The sequence below is a fragment of the Corallococcus praedator genome, from assembly GCF_003612125.1.
Taxonomy (GTDB): domain Bacteria; phylum Myxococcota; class Myxococcia; order Myxococcales; family Myxococcaceae; genus Corallococcus; species Corallococcus praedator.
The window spans coordinates 1-455 of sequence record NZ_RAWI01000987.1 but is presented as its reverse complement, the minus strand read 5'-3'; the positions used below and the strand labels follow the sequence as shown (position 1 = coordinate 455).

Here is a 455-nt window from a genome sequence, read left to right as displayed (position 1 = left end):
CGGTAGTGGATTATCACCCTTGCCGCGTTCGTGGATGAAATGCAAGCCGAACCCCTCGATTTTGGTACGAAAATGGGCGAACTGGTTCAGCATCGCTTCCTGCTTCCGCCAGTCGAACTGGTCTTGCCAGTAGTCGACCAACTTCTTTATGTACGTCCGGTTGGTACCGAGTTCCCAGTCGGTATCGGCTACTTCGTCGGGCCAACGGGTATTGGCTAATCGTGCCCGCAGGTCGTCGAGCGTGGATTGAGGAATGTTGATTTGAAAGGGTTCCATAGTTGAGTTTGTTTTATTAGTCCAGATGCGATTGCCTGACTGTGCCTGTATTGGAACAGGTAGACTAATTATACTTCTGAGTTAGTAACTAACCCGGCTATCCACTCAAAAATCCGGCTCTGGAATCTCCAGAAACCCAAACCAGAACCTCCTCCGGTTGGTTTTGTTGCGGATAAAAA

General features: G+C 49.5%; 1 protein-coding gene. It reads right to left on the bottom strand.

Features of this window, described 5'->3' with window-relative positions:
• On the bottom strand, positions 1-276 hold a 276-nt coding region (locus D7Y13_RS42715), incomplete at its 3' end, for an epoxide hydrolase N-terminal domain-containing protein (protein WP_208734621.1).
• Between the last annotated feature and the right edge of the window lie 179 nt (positions 277-455).